The sequence below is a fragment of the Bacillus cereus genome (genome assembly GCF_002577405.1).
GTDB lineage: Bacteria > Bacillota > Bacilli > Bacillales > Bacillaceae_G > Bacillus_A > Bacillus_A cereus_AU.
This window is the reverse complement of sequence record NZ_NULR01000006.1, coordinates 61567-80298: the sequence shown is the minus strand read 5'-3', so window position 1 is coordinate 80298 and position 18732 is coordinate 61567. Positions and strand designations below refer to the sequence as shown.

The following is an 18732-nucleotide window of genomic DNA, read 5'->3' as shown; positions in this document are numbered from 1 at the left end:
ATAATAAGAGAGGTGCTGTGAAGAAATGAAATTATACACAAAGACAGGAGATAAAGGAACAACAAGTGTAATAGGTGGTAGGGTGGATAAAGATGATATTCGTGTAGAAGCATATGGCACAATAGACGAGGCGAATTCTCATATTGGATATGCAATGACTATGCTCCAAGATCAATCTTTTGGAGATATTTACAAAGAACTTGAAAATATTCAACATGAACTATTTGATTGCGGAGGAGACTTGGCGATAGTAGAACAAAAAATTCCTTATAAAGTGACAATCGAAATGGTTGAAAGCCTAGAAAGAAGGATTGATTTGTATATAGAAGAAGCACCACCATTAGAGCGCTTTATTTTGCCCGGTGGTAGCGGGGCGGCAGCTGCTATTCATATTGCGCGTACTGTTATAAGAAGAGCAGAGCGCTCTATAGTATCGTTGCAAAAAGAAGGGAGAATAAATGAAGTCGTCCTAAAGTATGTAAATAGATTATCTGATTATTTGTTTGCGATAGCTAGAGTGATAAATGCTCGATTACAAGTAAAAGATGTGGAGTATAACCGCAGTGCATTAGTTTTTCGTGATAGAAAAGAGAAGGAAGTGGAGTGATTCACTTTCTTTTTTCGTATACTTTTTTCTGTAATATACCAAAATAGAGAAGGTATGGCGGTAATTAGAAAACGGAGGATGTATATGAAAGTGTTAAAATATGGCGTCATGTTATTGGTTGTATTGTATTTATCTCAATTACATGTTTACGCAGAAGGAAATCGATGGACATGGCCTGTTGAAGGTCAGATAAGTGATTATTTTGGGACAAGGCATGGGAAACACTATGGTATTGATATAGCAGCACCGATCGGAGCACCTGTGACAGCTATTCAAGATGGTAGGGTGACAAAGTCTTATTATTCAAGTAGTTATGGAAACGTTGTATTTATTAAACATGGAGAATATGAGGCTGTGTATGCACATTTAAATAAGAGATATGTAGGTCACGGCGATTATATTTCAAAAGGAGAAATAATCGGAGAAGTAGGAAATACAGGAGAATCACGAGGTGCGCACTTACATTTAGAAGTTCATCAAGGAAGATGGACGATGGCGAAAAAGAATGCAATGAATCCATTGCTTGTTTTAAATGAACAAAGGAATGAAGTTGTCTCTTCATTATTATATGTCGTGCAAAAAGGAGATACTTTAGTCGGTATTGCACGGAAATTTAGTATGACGGTTAAGGAAATTAAAGAAAAAAATGGATTGCAGCAAGAGCGAATTTATCCAAATCAACAATTATACGTGAAGTAAAGGAGGAACCGTCAAAACAGTATAACTTTTGAATTGATTTATTTTCTTTTTTGGCAAGATTACAATAGTAAATGAAATTATATCGATGTAACAACAAAATATACAGTAAGAGTAACCTATTCCAAATAGAAAACCGTCCCAAAAGATATTTTGGGACGGTTTCTTTTACCAAAAAATAAAGACACATATAAATCCAGAAATAGCTAAGTAGCTATATAAGTAAAAGACTTTTGTTCTTGTTTTCTCTTTTGTCCGGAACAGTACAATCGTCGGTTCAATTAAACCGATTGTCAGACAAAGTAGGCCAAGAAGCATACAACCGATTGAAATAGAGTACAGGGCGATTTGAGGTGCTTGAAATGGAATCATCCATTTTAATAAAAATGCAATAAGTGCAGTGTAGCAAATGCTGCCGATGTATTTATTCAATGGTGTATTAGAACGAAAACCAGGAAGTTTTTTTAAGAAAGAGCGGGAAACAACTTCTGTTTGTAAAGATGTATGCTTTTCGATAATTTTTTGAGCTTCTTTTCCTTTTTGGAAAAGGGATAAAATCCAGTTTCGCTCGCCTTGAAAAATAAATTGAGAAGTTGTCAAATAGTGATCAACCTTCACTTTATTCCAACTCTTCCATGGATGACGCTCACACAATTTTAATTTACTTTCTGTTTTTTTATCATACTGATAAATACTGATGCCATCTTCATCGAAAGTAGCATAGTATGTCCCGTTTGAGAATGTGCCTAAATCAATTGGACAGTAGAAAAGTAATTCTTTTTTTAAGTAAAAGTATTCTTTTCTTAAGTTTTTTTTCATTGCTTCTCGAATAGAATGTCTCTTTTCTTTCTTCATGACATTTCCTCCATAATTCAGAAAATGTTCTTATCTTAACAATTCAACATCTTATCACTTTTCATTATATATGACTAGGGGATTCATAAGAGAAATACCGAATAATAAAAAATATGGATTGTATTGTAAAATATTTTGCGTTTTTTGATTGTAAAAAATAAATAACTAATTTTAAATAAGTTATTTATTTTTTAGTTCACAATGTTATGAGGTTGTTGTATAATGAAATGGAAAATAGAATATCGGTCTATCTTCGGGGCAGGGTGAAAATCCCGACCGGCGGTGATGAACTAGTTATAATTTCGTTCTAAGCCCGCGAGCCGTTAAGGCAGGATTTGGTGTGATTCCAAAGCCGACAGTATAGTCTGGATGGGAGAAGATGGAGGTTCAAGCGTTCAAAAAAGATATGTATTTGAACGTCTGTTTGATGTGCCTTAAATTCTCCCTTTGTGTAAAACACAAAGGGTTTTTTCATTTTATGAAAAAATAGGCATAGCAGAACCTTTCCACTTTCCATGAGATGATCGATGGAAAAGGAGAGAGAAAGATGAAACAAAAAAACAGTGTAGTACAGATGGTGAGTGTAGCGATGCTAAGTAGTATTGCATATTTACTGATGATGTTGGATTTCCCGTTTCCAGGGCTTCCGCCATTTTTAAAAATTGATTTTAGTGATGTACCAGCTCTAATTGCAGCAATTATCTTCGGACCAATTGCGGGGGTAATTGTAGAGGCGATAAAGAATATTTTACATTACGGGATTCAAGGAAGTTTAACGGGAGTGCCAGTTGGAGAAATTGCTAACTTTATTGCAGGATGTTTATTTATTGGACCAGCAGCTTTCTTATTTAGAAAGTATCGTACTGTCAAAAGTTTAACGACAGGATTAATGCTAGGGACAATTACGATGGCACTAATTATGAGTGTATTGAATTACATCATCATATTCCCAGCTTACACTTGGTTTTTAAATTCACCAGCTATGTCTAGTGAGGCAATAAGAACAACAGTTGTAACGGCAATCTTACCGTTCAATTTGATTAAAGGTATTGTTGTGACAATTGTATTTGTAGCGTTATTCCCACGCCTGAAAGTATGGGTGTTTGCAAAAATGAAAAATGCATAAAATATAAAATAAAACCATTAGTAGTATGGAACTACTAATGGTTTTTTATTAAGTAGAATAAAAACAGAAAACAAAAAATACCCCTCATCAATATGAGGGGTATTTTTTGAAGTTAATAAAAGACTATTCGAATTTTAAAGAGTCGCCGTCAAATGATTCGTCAGCAACTTTAATTGAGTCAGTTGGACAACCTTCGAATGCATCCATCATATCTTCAATTAATACATCTGGAATTTCAACGATACCTTGGTTATCGTCTAAAGTTACAAATGCAATACCTTCATCATCATAGTCATAAATGTCTGGTGCAGCAGCGCCACAAGCACCACATGCAATACAAGTATCTTTATCAACGATTGTATATTTTGCCATCTTTTTTCCCTCCTGATAATATGTATGTGAAAAGCTCGCCATAAAAATTATAATCTTATTGTAAAACGGTTTTTAAAACTTTTCAACATAAAATTATAATGATAATGCTTATCAATTGGGGTGTCAACTTGTTTTTGAATTATGTCATAAGATTTTCAAAATACGTAAATGTTATTTCGTTTGATACAATAGAATATATACAAGTATATGGTGCCAATATGATAAGTTTAATGAGTAACAGTAGACGGTGCCAATCATAGTAAAAAAGAATTAGTTTAGATAGGAAGGTGGAAGCGGTAATGCAACTACAATATACTTTATTGTATTGTTTAAAACAATTGAATGGTGAAAGAACCGTTTCTTCTATTTATTATTTGTTAAAAGGAAAACGTTCTTCGCAAACGTTACAAGATGGAAATATGTTCCGGATATCTTTTTTGTTTGGGATATACAAATCTTTAAATAGATCTAGCTATGATCAGGAAGTTGCAAAGTTGTTGCAAGCAAATTTTATTCAAGAAGTACATGAAAATACATATGTGTTAACGGCTACAGGTAAAGCGCAGTTACATAAATGGGAAGATGCTTATGCGTTTCCAACTCATTTACATGGTTTGGATTATGGTGAATTAGGTGAAACGTTTTGGAAAAGATTGTCACTAATTATTCAAACTATATCAAATTTACAACAGAATAATACGAAATTTATCCCGATTCAACAAGACACAGAAATAATGGTATGGGTGAAGTATTTTCTAACGGGAACACCATATAAGAGAAATGAATTGGCGAAAAGGTTATGGAAAGAAATATATACTATTCTAGAAAGAAGTAGTGTGGTAGAAGCGACGATTGTAACATATCGACTAACAGGATATGAACGCATCGGCTGTACATTGCAACAATTAGCGGAAATTACGAAACAAGATATATTTAGGGTGTATTTTTTATTTTGGGGGACAATTCACTTCTTTATACAAGTAGTTCGCGATAAAGAAAATGAATTTCCACTATTAGCTGAAATTATATCTTATCCAAATGAAAGAGCTGAATTATTTAGTTTATCAACGAAAAAAACATATAATTTCTGGAGACAAGGGCGTTCTTTAGAAGAAATAGCGACAATTAGAAATTTAAAGGTTGCAACTATAGAAGATCATTTTGTTGAAATTGCTTTGCGGGAAAATGAATTTTCCATTGAGATGTTTATGGAAAAATACAAAATAGATAAAGTGAAAAAAGTAATTGAGACATTACAAACACGTAAGTTGCGTGTATTGAAACAAGCGGTCGGAGAAGATATCTCTTATTTTGAAGTCCGTCTTGTATTGGCGCGGATGGAGGGTATAAATGAAACTTGAGGAATATTTATATAAGTGGTTTGGATATTCTGAATTTCGTCCAGGACAAAAAGGGGTTATTACAGACATATTGGAAGGAAAAGATGTGATAGCAATGCTTCCGACTGGAAGAGGAAAATCTATGTGCTATCAACTTCCGGGCTTAATACAAGAAGGAACAGTACTTGTTGTATCACCATTACTATCTTTGATGGAAGATCAGGTTACACAATTAAAGTATGTTGTGAAAAACCGAGTAATTGCATTTAATAGTTTTCGGACATTAAATGAAAAAAGAGAAGCAATGAAAAAATTAGCTTCTTATAAATTTATTTTCGTTTCACCAGAAATGTTGCAATCGGAATTATTAATAAGAGAATTGAAGAAAGTTCATATTTCATTATTTGTTGTTGATGAAGCTCATTGTATTTCGCAATGGGGCTATGATTTTCGTCCGGATTATAAAAAGTTAGATCAAGTAATTGACAGCATAGGATCTCCTACGGTACTAGCATTAACGGCCACAGCGACAAAAGATGTACTGAGAGATATAGCAGAGAGTTTAAATTTAAAGAACGTCGAGCAGCATGTGTACTCTATTGATCGTCCAAATATTGCAATGGAAGTGCAATTTGTAGAGACGATAGAAGAGAAGAAAGAGGCGCTTTTGGACCAGGTAATGTATTTACAAGGACCAGGGATTGTATATTGTTCAAGTAGAGCGTGGACAGAACGTTTAACGGAATACTTACGAGGAAAAGGTGTTACTGGTGTAGCTTTTTATCATGGTGGCATGGAACATGAAGAGCGTATGTTAATTCAACAGCAGTTTATGAATAATCAGTTGCAGCTTGTAATATGTACAAGTGCTTTCGGTATGGGGGTAAATAAGTCGAATACGAGATATATTATTCATTTCCATTACCCGACTAATATAGCCTCCTATTTACAAGAAATCGGAAGAGCAGGAAGAGATGGTGAATCAAGTATAGCCATTTTACTATGTAGTCCGCTAGATCACGATTTGCCAATTTTAATAATTGAGGATGAATTGCCAAGTAAGTCACAAATACAATTTTTATTTTCGTTACTACAAGAAAGAATGTTTCAAACGAAAGAATTACGAATAGAAGATGTAGAGGAAATTTGTTATAATGCAGCAAGATTTAATGAACAATATTGGCGTTTCATCCGCTATCATCTCGAACAGTTTGGAATCATACAACAGCAAAAATTAATATTAGAGAGCTTGTCAGATGAAATAATGAACAGATTAATAGCCGAAGTAGAAATAAGGCTACGTAATAAATATAGTGAACTAGAAAATATGAAGTCATGGATACAGGTTAAAGGATGTAGACGTGAATTTTTGCTGCAACAGTTCGGTTATAGAAAAGAGAACGAGTTAAAAAATTGCTGCGACTATTGTAGTATTACAAAAACAGATTATAAAAAAAGACAAGCGCAACAATCGGATTTCGACTATAATTGGGAAACAGAGTTACAAAAGCTTTTTGGCCTAGAAAAGATGGAGGAATGATGAACATTCAAAGGCATAATATTGAAGATATGAGCCCGAAGGAAATAAGGCTGAATCTATATATAACACAGTTGATTATTATTGGTATTGGCTGTTTACTAGCGTATATATTATTTCAAGATACAAAAGCAGTGTATAGTCTGTGGAAATGGGAACCTGTGTCCATCCTTATAATAGGTGGCTTGTTAGCGATTGGTATTGTGTTATTAGATTATGTTGCGATGCGAGTATTTCCAGAGTCTTGGTTTGATGATGGTGGTATTAACGATAAGATGTTTCAAGGAATGTCGGTAATGCATTTACTCGTTATTACATTCATTATCGGCTTTGCAGAAGAATTTTTATTTAGAGGTGTCGTGCAGACTCACTTCGGAATTGTAATAGCGAGTTTAGTATTTGCAGTGTTACATATTCGGTATATCACAAAGCCATTTTTGTTTTGTTTCGTCTGTTTCATTAGTTTTGTCTTTGGTTATGTATTTGAATGGACAGGAAATTTGTTTATAACAATCTTTGCACACTTTCTTGTTGATTTTATAATGGGACTCCAATTAAGAAAATAAATGGAAGGTGGTGGTGAACAACATGAGGAAACGAATTCCTGATTTTGAAGAGGAATTAGAAGTTGAGCGAGTGGAAGAAAATGAAGGTTTACCGCCGCGTAGTGAAATTCATAGAAATAAAGAGAAAAAACAAAAGTTTAAAATGAATCACATTTTCGTCCGGGTTTTAACATTTTTATTTATATTGCTACCGATTAGTATTTTATGGTATACGGACAAATATATTCAGGTGAAAAGTGATAGTAATAATGCTGGAAAAAGTGCGTTTGAAGTAATTTTCTTTGATACAGCTAAATCTGAATCTCAGAAACAGTCTGAGAAAGTGGCGACGCATACGGTGAAAGAGGGAGAAACTTTAGAAAGTATAGCGCAGCAATATTTTTCAGATGAAAATGGGATTGAAGTAATTAAAAAGTATAATAATTTACAAGAAGATGAAGTGAGTGTTGGTCAAGAATTGAAAATTCCGATAAAAGATAAATCCACAAAGCAAGAGAGTTAGTAAAATAAGCGATTCACAACTTGTTCTAAAAATGGAGGATTGTCTTTATGAGGAGGGGAGTAAAAATATATGATATGGATAATATTATTGAGTACTCTCATATGCATCGGTATTATATTCCTTCTTGTAATGTATAAAGAAGCGATGCGTAATACTGTATTGGAACATACTTTAGTATTTAAAGAATTTCCGGAAAGTTTTCAAAAAGTGAATGTGTTTTTTATTTCTGATATTCATAGAAGGACTGTTTCAAGTTCGTTAATTGAACAAGTAAAAGGAAAAGTAGATCTCGTCATTATTGGTGGTGATTTAGCAGAAAAAGGCGTGCCCTTATCGAAAATTTCTGCAAATATACAAAAGTTAAGAGCGATAGCTCCTGTATATTTTGTATGGGGAAATAATGATTATGAGATTGAATACCATGAATTAGATGCTTTGTTATTAGAAAATAATGTGAAAGTTTTAGATAATACAAGAGTCGTATTTGAATCTGAATTAGGAGAGAAAATTTGCTTACTTGGTGTAGACGATGTTGGATTGAAACGTGATCGTTTAGATTTAGCGTTGGCCGATTGTAAAGAATATGGTTTTCGCATTTTAATTAGCCACAACCCTGATATAGTAAAGAAAATGTCTGGAAAAGAACAAATTTCACTCGTGTTAAGTGGACATACACATGGAGGGCAGATTCGATTATTTCCGTCTAAAAAACATTTAAAGGGTGGCGTGTATAATTATTCAAGTATGACTCTCTTTGTTAGTAATGGGTATGGAACAACATTGATTCCACTTCGCTTTCGAGCACCTGCTCAAACACATATCATTACACTATGCGGAGGGAAATGATGCCAACTCTAAATGGAAAATATAATATAAAAGCTGTTTCGAATATAATTGGAATTCAGCCGAGTACGCTTCGGGCATGGGAAAGACGATATCAAGTTATTGCCCCAAAGCGAAATCAAGCGGGGCATCGTTTATATACAGAAGAGCATATTCAAATTTTGGAATGGTTAATGGAGAAGGTTTCTTCCGGTATGATGATTGGACAAGCAGTTCAGTTATTGGAAGGGAATCGTTCGCAGAACAACATTCAAAAAGAATTACTTTATGATAAAGAAGTTGTTTTAGTGGACGATTTACTACAAGCTTTGTTAAAATTTGATGAAATTACAACTTCTGTATTATTAAACGAGGCTTTTAGTATATATTCAACAGAAAAGATTGTTACAAGTATTATTCTTCAAGTTACTAACAAATTATTAATGTTAAAACATAATAATGAGATTACAATGGTGCAATTCCAATATGTAGTATCATTTTTACAAACTCGTCTAGGAATGGTGTACCATAATGCGTCATCATTTTCTTCCTTACACAAAGTTATTGTTTTGGAAAATAATATGTTGAAAGGGTTTGTTTTCTCAACGTATTTACGCTTAAAAGGATATGAGGCAATATATATTAGGACAAGTTTAGAGGAAGATGGTACTCTGGTAGCTCTTGAACAAATACGCCCCAAATATTTATTTGTATCTTTTGAAGAAGGACGAGAACTTAAAGAGGCGATGAATTTTGTTAATTTGTTACAAGAAAAAAATAAGAACCTTTCTGTTGGACTTATAGGGGAAATAGGAGCTCGAGATCAGTTGAACAGGCAAACGATCCTAATCGGTGATAAGAAAGAAGAATGGGATGAATGGTTAAAAATGTCAGAATAGTTGTTCGAAAAGAACCATCTATTTTCTATTTCATATAATAAAAATTAGATTCATTGGTTACGTAGGGAGGGTATGAGATGAGGCTGGAACGATTAAATTACAATAAGATAAAAATTTTCCTAACATTTGACGATTTATCTGAACGAGGATTAACGAAAGAAGATTTGTGGAGAAATGCACCGAAAGTACAGCAATTATTTCGTGATATGATGCAAGAAGCAAATAAGGAATTAGGATTTGAAGCAGATGGTCCGATTGCAGTTGAAGTATTTTCTCTACAAGCACAAGGCATGGTTGTAATTGTAACGAAAGAACATCAAGAAATGGATACAGATGATGAGTTCCGTGACGAGTTTATTGAAATGCAAGTGACTCTAGATGAAAGCGAGCATATACTGTATGAGTTTGCTGCACTAGACGACATAATTAACCTGTCGAATCGCTTATATAACCTTGGTGTAACTGGCGGAAAGCTGTATACGTGGGATGGGCGCTTCTATCTTTGGATGGAAGAAGAGGAGCAAATTCAATTACTGAAAGCGGATTTTATAGCTATTTTAGCGGAATATGGTAATCCGTCTACAGCGACCATTTATCGTATAATGGAGTATGGTAAGGAATTAATGGCTTCTCAAGCAATCGAACAAATACACAACTATTTTGTGAAGAAAGAAAACCTCAGCTAATGTCGAATAGCTTGAGGTTTTCTTTTTATTTGGCCAAGGATAGTGAATTTGAAATTTTGAAAACAGAGCGATGAAATAAAGTTGATTGTAGCTGTTTGGTTATGTTTTTCTTTGGCGAATATATTCGTTTTTTTAATACTGTATTTGATAACATTAAAAAACATTTAAATATTTAAGTATTTTACTTTTCTAAAAGTAATAAAAGGACTATAATAATAGTGAAAACGCTTGCAACAGAAAATAGTTTGTATATATTTGTTAGCGTTTTCTATTGCATTCCAAATTTAAGGGTGTATACTAGGCAATGAAGGTTTACTAAACAAGTGAAATTACAGGGGGTTTACTTACTATGGTAGCCGAAAAGGGAACTCAAACAAAAACACAAGAACAAAGGGAACAACATTTTGAACTATTGAATTCGACACAAATTGTTATTAGTGAAGCATTAGAAAAATTGGGTTATCCAAACGAAGTATATGAATTATTAAAAGAACCAATTCGTATGATGACAGTAAAAATACCAGTTCGTATGGATGACGGGACTGTTAAAATATTTACAGGATATCGTGCGCAACATAATGATGCTGTTGGTCCAACGAAAGGTGGAATTCGCTTCCATCCGAATGTAACAGAAAATGAAGTGAAAGCACTTTCAATCTGGATGAGTTTAAAATGTGGTATTGTTGATTTACCATATGGCGGAGGTAAAGGTGGAATCATCTGTGACCCACGTGAAATGTCATTCCGTGAGTTAGAAAGATTAAGCCGTGGTTATGTACGAGCAATTAGCCAAATCGTAGGTCCGACGAAAGATATTCCAGCTCCAGATGTATTCACAAACTCTCAAATTATGGCATGGATGATGGATGAGTATAGCCGTATTGATGAATTTAATTCACCAGGATTTATTACAGGTAAACCGCTTGTATTAGGTGGATCACATGGACGTGAAACAGCAACAGCGAAAGGTGTAACAATTTGTATTCGCGAAGCTGCAAAAAAACGCGACATTGATATTAAAGGTGCACGCGTTGTTGTTCAAGGATTTGGTAATGCTGGTAGCTTCTTAGCTAAATTTATGCATGATGCAGGTGCGAAAGTAATTGCAATTTCAGATGCTTACGGTGCATTACATGATCCAAATGGATTAGATATTGATTATTTATTAGACCGTCGCGATAGCTTCGGTACAGTAACAAAACTATTTAATAATACAATTTCAAACAAAGAATTGTTAGAAATTGATTGCGACATTTTAGTTCCAGCTGCAATTGAGAACCAAATTACAGAAGAAAATGCTAATAATATTAAAGCGAAAATTGTTGTTGAAGCTGCAAATGGTCCAACAACATTAGAAGCAACTAAAATTTTAACAGATCGCGGAATTTTACTTGTTCCAGACGTATTAGCAAGTGCTGGTGGTGTAACAGTATCATACTTTGAGTGGGTACAAAATAACCAAGGTTTCTACTGGACTGAAGAAGAAGTAGAACAGCGCTTAGAAAAAGTAATGGTAAAATCATTTGATTCTATTTATGAAACAGCACAAGTTCGTAAGGTGAACATGCGCTTAGCGGCGTATATGGTCGGTGTTCGTAAAATGGCTGAAGCAAGTCGCTTCAGAGGTTGGGTATAAAATATTATATCTTGAGAAAACGTGATTTCCTTTCGAGGGAATCACGTTTTTTTGTTGAAGTATTAAATGAGGTAGTGCATATGGGCAATGAAATGATGGAGCGAGTAGAACAATTAGAAGAGAAAGTTAAGGTGTTAGAGAGGGAACTTGCAAGAGCTAAAAGCGCTCAAAAAACAAGTATTGTTCGGGTGTTCGGAGAAGGATTATTGTTTTTAATATTTGGCATGGTTATAGTAGGACCAATGATTGCTTTTGTAATCTCGATTCTTACTTGGCTTGCTGAAAAATAAAATAAAAAATAAAAAGAACGCTTGTTCTACACGAACAAACGTGCTATACTCTCCTTAGATAAACAAAACGGAAATGATTTTAAGGAGAGATAAATGATGAAAATGACAGTAGACCAAAGATTTATGATGCCAGCAGATGTTGTGGAACGAGTGGAAGTATTACGAAACAAGAAAAGTAAGCGCGGCACATTATTACAATCAGTAAATAAATTTTTCGGTTTAGATACGAAAGAAGATTGTGTTTGGTTTTACGGTTTTTATGGAGTCGCTGTAAGTATTGTGTTATTTATGGTGTTCACATCAAATATTTTCGATTTTCTCTTCGCGTAAGAAATATGCTATAAGGACATTGCTACCGAATACATATATAAGGAAGTAAGGTAATCTTCTGAAGCGGGAGTTGGTAATAATGGCGATGTTTCCTATAGAGCGTAACTATATTGGATATGGAAGTTCACGACCGGGAATTCCTCTTTCTAAAGTAAGGTTTATTGTAAGTCATGATACGGGAAACCCTGGTAGCAATGCGATAGGGAATCGGGATTATTTTAATGAAATACAACCGAAAGCTTCGGCACATACATTTGTAGATGATAAAACAATATTGGAAATCATCCCTATAAATGAAGTTGCCTATCATGTTCGATATGGTGTGCCGACGGATAATGACTTATATGGTTATGATGCGAATAAGGCTGCCATTGGGGTGGAACTCTGTTATGGCGGTGATGTTAACTTTTGGGAAGCATATAATCGTTTTACGTGGTATCATGCGTATTTATGTCAAAATTTCGGCTTGAATCCGAAAAAAGATATCGTATCACATAAAACACTTGACCCAGCTAGAAAGATTGATCCTGAAAATGTATTAGGGAAACAAGGTATTAAATTTCAGCAGTTTTTAGCAGATGTCTATCGGATGTACGTTTCGTTTAGATGACAAATATATGAAAAATGAATACAATAAAGATAGGTGCCTACTGCTGTAAGTAGGTTTTTTCTTGTTTATATAAATAGTGCACAGGTAGAAGACTAGGAGTGAACCGAGTATGCAGAAAGAAACAGCTATCATAATTGGAGGCGGTCCGTGCGGATTAGCGGCAGCAATTTCGTTGCAAAAAGTAGGGATAAATCCGTTAGTAATTGAAAAAGGAAACATCGTAAATGCGATTTATAATTATCCAACTCATCAAACATTTTTCTCCTCTAGTGAAAAATTAGAAATTGGTGAAGTTGCTTTTATTACAGAAAATCGTAAGCCAGTTCGAAATCAAGCACTTGCGTATTATCGTGAAGTAGTAAAGCGTAAATCTGTACGAGTGAATGCTTTTGAACGAGTGGAGAGAGTTCAAAGAGATGGAGAAATATTTAAAGTTGAGACGACAAAACGTGACGGAAGTAAAGAAATATATATAGCGAAATACATTGTTGTAGCAACTGGATATTATGACAATCCAAATTATATGAATGTTCCAGGTGAGGAGCTGAAGAAAGTTGCTCACTATTTTAAAGAAGGACATCCTTATTTTGATCGAGATGTAGTAGTTATAGGTGGGAAAAATTCAAGTGTAGATGCTGCGTTGGAACTTGTTAAAGCAGGTGCGCGCGTAACGGTTTTATATCGCGGAAGTGAGTATTCACCAAGCATAAAGCCGTGGATTTTGCCGGAGTTTGAGGCATTAGTACGAAATGGTACAATTCAAATGCATTTCCAGGCTCATGTGAAAGAAATTACTGAACATACATTAACGTTTACAGTTGATGACGAGGCATATACAATCCAAAATGATTTTGTATTTGCGATGATTGGTTACCATCCTGATCATAGCTTCTTAACGAAGATGGGTGTTCGGATTGATGCAGAAACAGGACGTCCGATTTATAATGAGGATAGAATGGAAACGAACGCTGAAAATATTTTCATTGCAGGTGTAATTGCTGCTGGAAACAATGCAAATGAAATATTTATTGAGAACGGTCGATTTCATGGAGATGCGATTGCGCAAACCATTGCATCAAGAGAAGAATAAAAAAAAGCTGTCGAGAAAACTTCGACAGCTTTTTTTATTCGTGCATAAACATATTTTGAATTGTTTCATGAGAATTTGTATTCTCTAATGCGACTAATAATTTAATACGCGCTTTTTGAGCATTTAAACCGTATGTGAATACAATGCCCATATCTTTTAATTGTTTGCCGCCACCTTCATACGAATATACGTCTTGAACGATACCGTTGAAACAGCGAGAAACTAATACGACAGGAATCCCTTTATTTATTAATCGTTCTAGGCTAGGAAGTGTTCTTGGAGGTAAATTACCTTGTCCAAGTGCTTCAATAACAATCCCGTCTACGGGAAGATTTTCAATTGCTGCTAGCAATGTATCATCCATGCCAGCGTATGCTTTTAGAACAACCACATTTTTAGAGACTTTGTTTACTGAATATGTTTCGTGATGTACTAAAGCATGATGGAAGACGACACCGCGTTTTGTTACCATACCAATGGGTCCATATTGTGGGCTTTGGAATGTCGCGACATTACTTGTATGTGTTTTCGTTACATTTGTAGCGCAATGAATCTCGTCGTTTAATACGACTAGAACACCTTTTTTTGCAGCTTCATTACTGCTAGCAACTTTTACAGCGGATAAGAAGTTATATAGGCCATCAGCTCCCAGTTCATTACTAGAACGCATTGCTCCTGTTACAACGATTGGGATAGTTGCTTGAACTGTTAAATCAAGAAAATAAGCTGTCTCTTCTAATGTATCGGTACCATGCGTAATGACTACGCCATGAATATCGTCTTGTTTTACTCTTTCGTCAATGATGACTTGTAATTGTAGCATTTCGCTAGGAGTCATATGAGGAGATGGAAGATGGAACACATCTTCAACAATTAAATCAACATCGCCTTCTAAATCAGGAATGAATTTTAAAAGAGGATTCTTTTCGCCTGGTTGTACAACCCCAGTTTCTTTATCTTCCTCCATTGCAATTGTTCCGCCAGTGTGTAAAACTAGGATTCTTTTCAATGCGTATACCCCTTTCAAGTTAAAAAATACATTTAGAACATAACATGTTTTGAGTAAATTCGACAATGAAAATGTATAAAAGCATGCTTAGAAAATGACAATAAATATAGGGATTCTTTGCATGTTTTATAAAATCAAGAATGAAAAGTGTAAATAGAAGGTGGAAAGGAGCGATACTTTGAAAAAAGTAGAGAAAATTTTCATTCGTATTTTAGTAATACAATTCATTTGTCTTTGTGTTGTACAATTGTTATTTATACATAAGTCTTCGGTGAAATATTTATCTAAAATTGTTTATTATGAAGGTGTCGTCACGAAAAATAAAGTGGAAATCTTGCCGGTGAATAGGTAGTTTTCATTTTCTTCTATAGAGGATTATGCTACAATAATTGAGGATTTAATGACGTGAAGCAAATGAGAAGAAGCAGGGATGAATACCTGCTTTTCGTTTTGTTTTATAAGTGAAAAAATGAGGTGTTACAATGGATAAACGAATTTCAATTGCTATAGATGGTCCAGCAGCTGCTGGGAAAAGTACAGTTGCAAAAGTTGTTGCAAAAAAACTTTCTTACGTTTACATCGATACAGGCGCAATGTACCGTACACTTACGTATGCAGCCCTTGAACAAAAAGTGGACATTGAAAATGAAGAGAAGTTAATGGAAGTTGTAAAGAATGTAAATATTGAATTTCAGCAAGGTGAAAATACACAACTTGTATTTTTAAATGGACAAGATGTTTCTGAAGTCATTCGTACACCTGAGGTGACGAATCGAGTATCCATTGTGGCGAAACATCGCCTTGTTCGTGAAGAAATGGTACGTCGTCAACAAGAATTAGCGGAAAAAGGCGGCGTTGTCATGGATGGCCGTGATATTGGTACACATGTGTTACCAGATGCTGAAGTGAAGATCTTTATGCTTGCTTCTGTAGAAGAAAGAGCAGAAAGAAGACATTTAGAAAATATGAATAAAGGTTTCGATTCTAATTTAGAGCAGTTAAAAGAAGAAATTGCTCAGCGTGATAAATTAGATTCAGAACGAGAAGTTTCTCCTCTAAAAAAAGCTGATGATGCATTGGAATTAGATACAACTTCTTTATCAATTGAAGAAGTTGTCCAAAAAATTATGAGTATTGTTTCAGGGGTGTTTGCAAAGTAAAGAAAGGGGATAACCTCTTTCTTTTTTGTTTGTATAGAAATGTAAAGGATACGTGAATTGTGAGTCTCTTTCCTTGACAAATGATCGGATTTGTAAGAAGTTAGTAAAAGAGGAGTAAAACTTTCAGAATATATTCGCTATTATATTTCAAAACATACTTTCTTCAAGATGATTTTGCTGTATACTATTTATATAGGATTAATATATTTTCTTGTGAATGGTATTGAAACAGAGTATGTGATGATAAATTCTTAAACATGCAAATGAAAACTTTTGTTTTCATTTCGTATATACATAAAAATGCTTTGTCAATTCTGTAGGGAGGTATTTCCATGGTAGAGAAAATGAATGAAGAAGTTATGGATTCAAAAGAATTACAAGTTGGTGACGTTGTTACAGGTTCTGTAACGAAAGTTGAAGAGAAACAAGTGCTTGTAAATGTTGGATACAAAACAGATGGCGTAATTCCAATTAGTGAATTAGCTAACGTTCATATTGAAAAAGCAAGCGATGTTGTAGAATTAAATCAAACACTAGAATTAAAAATTATTAAATTAGAAGAAGATGATCTTGTCTTATCTAAACGTGCTGTTGATGCAGAAAAAGCATGGATAGAATTACAAGAGAAATTTACTTCTGGTCATGTATTTGATGTTACTGTAAAAGATATTGTGAATGGTGGATTAGTTGTGGACCTTGGTGTTCGTGGTTTTATCCCAGCTTCACTTGTAGAAGTACATTATGTAGAAGACTTTACTGACTATAAAGGTAAAACACTAGCGGTGAAAATTGTTGAATTAGACCGTGAAAAAAATCGTGTAATCCTTTCGCATAAAGCTGTAGTAGAACTAGAACTAGATTCTAAGAAAAAAGAAGCAATCTCTTCGTTAAAAGAAGGGGACGTTGTTGAAGGAACAGTACAACGATTAACGGATTTTGGTGCTTTCGTTAACGTTGGTGGCGTGGACGGATTAGTTCATATTTCACAAATTTCACACGAACGTGTGGAGCAGCCTTCTGAAGTATTAGAGCAAGGTCAAAAGGTAAAAGTAAAGGTGCTATCGGTTGATGCTGATACACAACGTATTTCTTTATCAATTAAAGCAGCTCAGCCGGGACCTTGGGAAAATGTTACTGGTGAAATAAAAGCTGGGGATATTCGTGAGGGAGTAGTAAAACGCCTTGTTACATTTGGTGCATTCGTTGAAATTTTACCTGGTGTTGAAGGGCTTGTGCACGTATCTCAAATTGCAAATCGTCACGTGAAAAATCCAAATGAAGTATTGGAAATGGGACAAGAAGTAACAGTGAAAGTACTTGAAGTTCATATAGCAGAGAAACGTATTTCTTTAAGTATAAAAGAAGCGCTTGAGGAAAATAATGTAACTGAAGATTACAGTCAGTATGAACCAAATGCTGATTCTGCTACTTTCCAATTAAGTGATATTATTGGTGAACAACTGAAAAAATTAAAGAAATAAAGAGGGGTACAAGTGGTAAGGGCAAAACGTAAATTAGATCATATTGAATACGCTCTTTCTACTGGTCAGTCTCGTACGCATGGCTTTCATGATATTGAATTTGTGCATCAAAGCTTGCCAAATTCAAGTTATGATACTATAACATGTGAAACAAAAATCGGCGAACTTTCACTAAGTTCGCCGATTTTTATCAATGCGATGACTGGCGGTGGAGGAGAGCAAACGTTACATATTAATGAGCAATTAGCATATGTAGCGAAACATCATAATCTTGCTATGGCTGTAGGTTCGCAAATGGCAGCGTTAAAAGATGAAAGTGAGGCGGCTTCTTATAAAGTCGTTAGAAAGGTAAATCCAAATGGGGTTTTCTTTGCTAATTTGGGTAGTGAGGCAACTGTCGACCAGGCAGAGCGTGCCGTTGCTATGATTGAAGCGAATGCATTACAAATTCATTTAAATGTCATACAAGAGTTAACGATGCCTGAAGGAGATCGTGATTTCACGGGGGTACTTCAGCGGATTGAGCAAATTGTTTTAAAGAGTAAAGTTCCTGTTATTGTAAAAGAAGTAGGATTTGGGATGAGTAAGGAAACAGTGCAACAGTTAGCGAGTATAGGTGTAACGGCAATTGATATTGGTGGACAAGGTGGTACGAATTTTGCTGCTGTTGAAAATGAACGAAGACAGCGTATGCTTTCTTATTTTAATAACTGGGGCATACAAACAACTACCTCGATTATTGAAGCAACCTCTACAAATAATAACCTCTCTTTTATTGCATCTGGGGGCATACAAACAGCGATTGACGTAGCGAAGGCGATTGCATTAGGGGCGAATACAACTGCGTTTGCTGGATATTTTTTACGGATTTTAATGCAAGATGGTATCGAGAAGTTAGTGGATGAAATCGATCTATTACATACAGATTTAAAATTTATTATGACAGCTCTTGGGGCAAAGACGATAGAAGAGTTGCAATCGGTACCTCTTGTTCTAAAAGGCGAAACGTATCATTGGTTAATGCAGCGTGGTATTGATACTGCGCATTATAGTAGGAGATAAAAAAATCAACCGTTCGGTTGGTTTTTTTCTTTTTATAAAGTGAAGCACTGCCCTAT

22 protein-coding genes and 1 riboswitch are annotated in these 18732 nt (G+C 34.8%); of the genes, 19 read left to right on the top strand and 3 right to left on the bottom strand.

The window, feature by feature from the left end; genetic code table 11:
• Nucleotides 1–25 precede the first annotated feature (25 nt).
• Nucleotides 26–607: a cob(I)yrinic acid a,c-diamide adenosyltransferase gene (locus tag COC96_RS08705; protein WP_098267207.1), complete on the top strand. Its 582-nt coding sequence runs from the start codon at nucleotides 26–28 to the stop codon at nucleotides 605–607.
• Between the two features lie 84 nt (nucleotides 608–691).
• Complete coding sequence (locus tag COC96_RS08700; RefSeq protein ID WP_098267208.1) at nucleotides 692–1306, top strand: peptidoglycan DD-metalloendopeptidase family protein; 615 nt, start codon at nucleotides 692–694, stop codon at nucleotides 1304–1306.
• Nucleotides 1307–1471: 165 nt separating this feature from the next.
• Here COC96_RS08700 and COC96_RS08695 read toward each other — a convergent pair whose 3' ends face one another.
• Complete coding sequence (locus COC96_RS08695) at nucleotides 1472–2158, bottom strand: hypothetical protein (RefSeq protein ID WP_098267209.1); 687 nt, start codon at nucleotides 2156–2158, stop codon at nucleotides 1472–1474.
• A gap of 245 nt (nucleotides 2159–2403) precedes the next feature.
• Nucleotides 2404–2543, top strand: a riboswitch (FMN riboswitch).
• Between the two features lie 162 nt (nucleotides 2544–2705).
• On the opposite strand from COC96_RS08695, the gene COC96_RS08690 reads away from it, so the two are divergent.
• Nucleotides 2706–3284, top strand: a complete 579-nt coding sequence (locus tag COC96_RS08690) for an ECF transporter S component (protein WP_098267210.1) — start codon at nucleotides 2706–2708, stop codon at nucleotides 3282–3284.
• A gap of 123 nt (nucleotides 3285–3407) precedes the next feature.
• Here the strand turns inward: COC96_RS08690 and COC96_RS08685 are convergent, their stop codons facing one another.
• Complete coding sequence (locus COC96_RS08685; protein WP_001151994.1) at nucleotides 3408–3656, bottom strand: ferredoxin; 249 nt, start codon at nucleotides 3654–3656, stop codon at nucleotides 3408–3410.
• Between the two features lie 299 nt (nucleotides 3657–3955).
• On the opposite strand from COC96_RS08685, the gene COC96_RS08680 reads away from it, so the two are divergent.
• The 12 genes from COC96_RS08680 (at nucleotide 3956) to COC96_RS08625 (ending at nucleotide 13964) form a co-directional block, all read left to right on the top strand.
• Nucleotides 3956–5017, top strand: coding sequence for a helix-turn-helix domain-containing protein (locus COC96_RS08680; protein ID WP_098267211.1), 1062 nt, complete (start codon nucleotides 3956–3958; stop codon nucleotides 5015–5017).
• A complete protein-coding gene (locus tag COC96_RS08675) occupies nucleotides 5007–6536 on the top strand; it encodes a RecQ family ATP-dependent DNA helicase (RefSeq protein ID WP_098267212.1) in 1530 nt (509 codons plus the stop codon). Before COC96_RS08680 ends, COC96_RS08675 begins: the two co-directional genes overlap by 11 nt.
• The gene (locus COC96_RS08670; protein ID WP_098267213.1) at nucleotides 6536–7099 is read left to right on the top strand and encodes a CPBP family intramembrane glutamic endopeptidase; all 564 of its coding nucleotides are present in this window, start codon (nucleotides 6536–6538) and stop codon (nucleotides 7097–7099) included. The genes COC96_RS08675 and COC96_RS08670 overlap by 1 nt, the downstream gene beginning before the upstream one ends.
• A 22-nt stretch (nucleotides 7100–7121) precedes the next feature.
• On the top strand, nucleotides 7122–7601 hold the full coding sequence (locus tag COC96_RS08665) for a LysM peptidoglycan-binding domain-containing protein (protein WP_097902335.1): 480 nt from the start codon (nucleotides 7122–7124) through the stop codon (nucleotides 7599–7601).
• Between the two features lie 69 nt (nucleotides 7602–7670).
• Entirely contained in the window at nucleotides 7671–8447 is a 777-nt protein-coding gene (locus COC96_RS08660) for a metallophosphoesterase (protein ID WP_098768653.1), read from the top strand.
• The gene (locus COC96_RS08655; protein ID WP_142339976.1) at nucleotides 8447–9322 is read left to right on the top strand and encodes a MerR family transcriptional regulator; all 876 of its coding nucleotides are present in this window, start codon (nucleotides 8447–8449) and stop codon (nucleotides 9320–9322) included. Before COC96_RS08660 ends, COC96_RS08655 begins: the two co-directional genes overlap by 1 nt.
• Before the next feature lie 77 nt (nucleotides 9323–9399).
• Nucleotides 9400–10008 carry a genetic competence negative regulator gene (locus COC96_RS08650; RefSeq protein ID WP_097902332.1) on the top strand — a complete coding sequence of 203 codons (609 nt, stop codon included), beginning with the start codon at nucleotides 9400–9402 and terminating at the stop codon, nucleotides 10006–10008.
• A gap of 349 nt (nucleotides 10009–10357) precedes the next feature.
• The gene (gene gudB, locus COC96_RS08645; RefSeq protein ID WP_097902331.1) at nucleotides 10358–11644 is read left to right on the top strand and encodes an NAD-specific glutamate dehydrogenase; all 1287 of its coding nucleotides are present in this window, start codon (nucleotides 10358–10360) and stop codon (nucleotides 11642–11644) included.
• 80 nt (nucleotides 11645–11724) lie between these two features.
• Complete coding sequence (locus tag COC96_RS08640) at nucleotides 11725–11934, top strand: hypothetical protein (protein ID WP_098267216.1); 210 nt, start codon at nucleotides 11725–11727, stop codon at nucleotides 11932–11934.
• A 93-nt stretch (nucleotides 11935–12027) separates the two neighbouring features.
• A complete protein-coding gene (locus COC96_RS08635; protein WP_097902329.1) occupies nucleotides 12028–12264 on the top strand; it encodes a DUF3961 domain-containing protein in 237 nt (78 codons plus the stop codon).
• Between the two features lie 79 nt (nucleotides 12265–12343).
• On the top strand, nucleotides 12344–12874 hold the full coding sequence (locus tag COC96_RS08630) for a peptidoglycan recognition protein family protein (protein ID WP_098267217.1): 531 nt from the start codon (nucleotides 12344–12346) through the stop codon (nucleotides 12872–12874).
• A gap of 109 nt (nucleotides 12875–12983) precedes the next feature.
• Nucleotides 12984–13964, top strand: coding sequence for a YpdA family putative bacillithiol disulfide reductase (locus COC96_RS08625; protein ID WP_098267218.1), 981 nt, complete (start codon nucleotides 12984–12986; stop codon nucleotides 13962–13964).
• 34 nt (nucleotides 13965–13998) lie between these two features.
• On the opposite strand, the gene ansA is transcribed toward COC96_RS08625, so the two are convergent.
• The gene (gene ansA / locus COC96_RS08620; protein WP_098267219.1) at nucleotides 13999–14973 is read right to left on the bottom strand and encodes an asparaginase; all 975 of its coding nucleotides are present in this window, start codon (nucleotides 14971–14973) and stop codon (nucleotides 13999–14001) included.
• A 178-nt stretch (nucleotides 14974–15151) separates the two neighbouring features.
• On the opposite strand from ansA, the gene COC96_RS27495 reads away from it, so the two are divergent.
• From COC96_RS27495 to COC96_RS08600, 4 genes are all read left to right on the top strand, one after another.
• The gene (locus COC96_RS27495) at nucleotides 15152–15325 is read left to right on the top strand and encodes a YpfB family protein (protein WP_088231593.1); all 174 of its coding nucleotides are present in this window, start codon (nucleotides 15152–15154) and stop codon (nucleotides 15323–15325) included.
• A 130-nt stretch (nucleotides 15326–15455) separates the two neighbouring features.
• The gene (gene cmk, locus COC96_RS08610) at nucleotides 15456–16133 is read left to right on the top strand and encodes a (d)CMP kinase (RefSeq protein WP_088231592.1); all 678 of its coding nucleotides are present in this window, start codon (nucleotides 15456–15458) and stop codon (nucleotides 16131–16133) included.
• 332 nt (nucleotides 16134–16465) lie between these two features.
• Nucleotides 16466–17614 carry a 30S ribosomal protein S1 gene (gene rpsA, locus COC96_RS08605; RefSeq protein WP_098267220.1) on the top strand — a complete coding sequence of 383 codons (1149 nt, stop codon included), beginning with the start codon at nucleotides 16466–16468 and terminating at the stop codon, nucleotides 17612–17614.
• Nucleotides 17615–17626: 12 nt separating this feature from the next.
• The gene (locus tag COC96_RS08600; RefSeq protein WP_098267221.1) at nucleotides 17627–18676 is read left to right on the top strand and encodes a type 2 isopentenyl-diphosphate Delta-isomerase; all 1050 of its coding nucleotides are present in this window, start codon (nucleotides 17627–17629) and stop codon (nucleotides 18674–18676) included.
• Nucleotides 18677–18732 lie beyond the last annotated feature (56 nt).

Coding starts and splice junctions, on each gene's coding strand:
- COC96_RS08665 (WP_097902335.1), top strand. CDS start 7,122: ATGAGGAAACGAATTCCTGATTTTGAAGAGGAATTAGAAGTTGAGCGA.
- COC96_RS08625 (WP_098267218.1), top strand. CDS start 12,984: ATGCAGAAAGAAACAGCTATCATAATTGGAGGCGGTCCGTGCGGATTA.
- gudB (WP_097902331.1), top strand. CDS start 10,358: ATGGTAGCCGAAAAGGGAACTCAAACAAAAACACAAGAACAAAGGGAA.
- COC96_RS08655 (WP_142339976.1), top strand. CDS start 8,447: ATGCCAACTCTAAATGGAAAATATAATATAAAAGCTGTTTCGAATATA.
- COC96_RS08670 (WP_098267213.1), top strand. CDS start 6,536: ATGAACATTCAAAGGCATAATATTGAAGATATGAGCCCGAAGGAAATA.
- COC96_RS08630 (WP_098267217.1), top strand. CDS start 12,344: ATGGCGATGTTTCCTATAGAGCGTAACTATATTGGATATGGAAGTTCA.
- COC96_RS08640 (WP_098267216.1), top strand. CDS start 11,725: ATGGGCAATGAAATGATGGAGCGAGTAGAACAATTAGAAGAGAAAGTT.
- COC96_RS08680 (WP_098267211.1), top strand. CDS start 3,956: ATGCAACTACAATATACTTTATTGTATTGTTTAAAACAATTGAATGGT.
- COC96_RS08660 (WP_098768653.1), top strand. CDS start 7,671: ATGATATGGATAATATTATTGAGTACTCTCATATGCATCGGTATTATA.
- COC96_RS08635 (WP_097902329.1), top strand. CDS start 12,028: ATGATGAAAATGACAGTAGACCAAAGATTTATGATGCCAGCAGATGTT.
- COC96_RS08700 (WP_098267208.1), top strand. CDS start 692: ATGAAAGTGTTAAAATATGGCGTCATGTTATTGGTTGTATTGTATTTA.
- cmk (WP_088231592.1), top strand. CDS start 15,456: ATGGATAAACGAATTTCAATTGCTATAGATGGTCCAGCAGCTGCTGGG.
- rpsA (WP_098267220.1), top strand. CDS start 16,466: ATGGTAGAGAAAATGAATGAAGAAGTTATGGATTCAAAAGAATTACAA.
- COC96_RS08685 (WP_001151994.1), bottom strand. CDS start 3,656: ATGGCAAAATATACAATCGTTGATAAAGATACTTGTATTGCATGTGGT.
- COC96_RS08650 (WP_097902332.1), top strand. CDS start 9,400: ATGAGGCTGGAACGATTAAATTACAATAAGATAAAAATTTTCCTAACA.
- COC96_RS08675 (WP_098267212.1), top strand. CDS start 5,007: ATGAAACTTGAGGAATATTTATATAAGTGGTTTGGATATTCTGAATTT.
- COC96_RS08705 (WP_098267207.1), top strand. CDS start 26: ATGAAATTATACACAAAGACAGGAGATAAAGGAACAACAAGTGTAATA.
- COC96_RS08695 (WP_098267209.1), bottom strand. CDS start 2,158: ATGAAGAAAGAAAAGAGACATTCTATTCGAGAAGCAATGAAAAAAAAC.
- COC96_RS08690 (WP_098267210.1), top strand. CDS start 2,706: ATGAAACAAAAAAACAGTGTAGTACAGATGGTGAGTGTAGCGATGCTA.